The organism is Mycobacterium sp., assembly GCF_025933915.1.
Classification (GTDB): Bacteria; Actinomycetota; Actinomycetes; order Mycobacteriales; family Mycobacteriaceae; genus Mycobacterium.
Genome location: NZ_JAICZA010000304.1, coordinates 1 through 2,276, shown reverse-complemented (window position 1 = coordinate 2,276; position 2,276 = coordinate 1). Strand labels below are relative to the sequence as shown.

Below are 2,276 nucleotides of genomic sequence, written 5' to 3'. Positions count from 1 at the left end.
GTGTCGCGTCGCTTCGCAGCGGCCAGCAGGTCATGGTCGACGGCGCCGTGGGCGAGGTCACGGCCGACCCGGACTCGGACACGATCGGCGCGGCCGTGAAGCTGCCCGAGCCGCAGGGCGAGATCGCCAGGGGCCCCGGGCGCACCCGCGACGGCCGCCCGGTCCAGCTCTTTGCCGCAGTCGGCGGGTCGAGCGACGTCGAGGAGGCGCTCGCCGCCGGCGCCGAAGGTGTGGGGGTGTTCCGGACCGAGTTCGCCTTCCTTGATCGCGAGGAGCCGCCGTCGGTCGCGGAGCAGGCAGCGGCGTACCGCGAGGTCTTCGACGCGTTCGGCGCTCGCGAGGTGACGGTGCGCACGCTCGACATCGGCGCCGACAAGCCGGCGCCGTATCTGCAGCTCGGCGACCAGCCCAACCCGGCGCTGGGGGTACGGGGGCTGCGCGTCGCCCGCCGGCACGTCGAGCTGCTCACCGACCAGCTGATCGCGATCGCGATGGCCTCACGCGGGTCCGACGCCCGGGTGCGCGTGATGGCGCCGATGGTGGCGACGACGGCCGAGGCGGCGTGGTTCGCGGCCCAGTGTCGCGAGCACGGCATCGGGGTCGCCGGCGTGATGGTCGAAGTGCCGGCAGCGGCGTTGCGCGCGGCGGACATGTTGCGGGTGGTCGACTTCGTGTCGGTCGGCAGCAACGACCTGGCGCAGTACACCTTCGCGACCGACCGCGCCGACGGCGAGCTGGCCGACCTGCTGGATCCGTGGCAGCCGGCGTTCCTCGACCTGGTCGCGACGGTGCTGCGCGCGGGCGCGGTGGCGGGCCGGCCCGTGACCGTGTGCGGTGAGGCGCCGAGCGACCCGATGCTGGCGCTGGTGCTGGTCGGGCTCGGCGCCGGAGCGTTGACCATGACGGCGCGCGCGCTCACCGACGTACGCGCCACACTCTCCCGGCACAGCTACGACGATTGCGTCCGGTACGCGATGGCGGCGCTGTCCGCGGACGGCCCGTCAGAGGCCCGCGCCCGGGTCAGAGACCTCCTCGACCCCGGCTAGCAGGGAAGCAATGTCGCATGTGACATAGGTGTTGTGTCACCGCGCACGCATGTGACATAGAGGCTGTGGATCGCCGCACCTATGTGACATACGGGCGGTGCGCTGCTGCCCGTATGTCACATGCGTGTCGTGGCCACGACCGCAATGTCGCACACGACCGGCTATGCGGCATCGGTGTCCAGAAGTCGCACACCTGGCGGCAGGCCTTGCCCCGAAAGCCGCTGGTAGCAGGCAACGACCTCGGCGACGACGGTGTCTGCCTCGCGTCGAATGCGTCGCGGTGAGTTGTGAAGCACGGTCATGCCTGCTGCGGTCATGGCGTCGTGGCGCTCTTGCATACTCTCGAAGAGGTCTTCGCCGCTGTGGAACTCCCGGCCGTTGACCTCGTGGACGAGCGGCGAGCCGGGGAACAGTGCGTCCGGAATGACCCTGCGCCCGTCCGGCAATACCAGGACTCTGTTCAGCAACGGTTCCGGAAGCTCCCGACGGGTGCGGCATAAGTGGGCAAAGTCGATCTCCGGTGCGGATCGCGCGCCGCCCGCGATCTCTGTTACCGCCCGGCGTGCGATTCCCGCGCCGCGCCCGGTGACGTGTACGACTTCCTCGGCGAGTACGTCGAGCCGCGCAATCCCCTGGCCGACAGCGTCCGCGAGAAATGCGTGGGCAGTCTGTCGTTGGCCGAGCCTGGCGGCCGCTTCGACCAAAGCACGCTCGGGCGGGCAATACGACAGTCCATCGATCCTGCGTGGTTCGGGTGCTCGGTGGGTCCGCCGAACGACGACGAATCCCCGGCTTGCCCGGTGGCGTTCGGCCGGAATCAAGACATGAACACTTGTGTCTGGCGGCAGGTAGCGAACCCCGTACTTCGCGAGCGCGGTCACGTCGGCGAGCTGGGCGTGCTCACCGGCGTACAGAAGCGCCGCGCGGCAGCGTTGGCGAGGGGTCAGCCCACCGCGGAAGGTTGCGTAGACACCGGGCAGCGTCATCGTCCAACTGCGTGCCAATCGCTGGCGTAGCTCACCGATCGTGAGTTCGGCCAGGGCTTGGGTCCGCGTGAGGAGTCCATCTTGGGCTGCGGCAAGGTCGGCGAGGCTTTGCGTCATACCCCGACTGTGGCTGCGCCGTGCCGCGGTCGTCGTGGGTTCGACTCGATCCGTGGACAGATTCGCGTTGTGGCCAACCTGTTCGTATGTGACATGCGGGTTGCGACTCGCTACCCGAATGTCACAT

The 2,276-nt window shown here is 69.4% G+C and carries 2 protein-coding genes; one reads left to right on the top strand and one right to left on the bottom strand.

All coding sequences use genetic code 11. From position 1 onward, the window contains the following. Positions 1 to 1,046, top strand: a 1,046-nt coding sequence (locus tag Q0W90_RS24330; RefSeq protein WP_366895779.1) for a putative PEP-binding protein, incomplete at its 5' end; no start/stop codon positions are given. A 161-nt stretch (positions 1,047 to 1,207) separates the two neighbouring features. Here Q0W90_RS24330 and Q0W90_RS24325 read toward each other — a convergent pair. Continuing rightward, complete coding sequence (locus Q0W90_RS24325; protein WP_297777217.1) at positions 1,208 to 2,149, bottom strand: hypothetical protein; 942 nt, start codon at positions 2,147 to 2,149, stop codon at positions 1,208 to 1,210. Between the last annotated feature and the right edge of the window lie 127 nt (positions 2,150 to 2,276).

Excerpts from the sequence above, each read along its gene's own strand:
- Q0W90_RS24325 (WP_297777217.1), bottom strand. The coding sequence starts at position 2,149 with ATGACGCAAAGCCTCGCCGACCTTGCCGCAGCCCAAGATGGACTCCTC.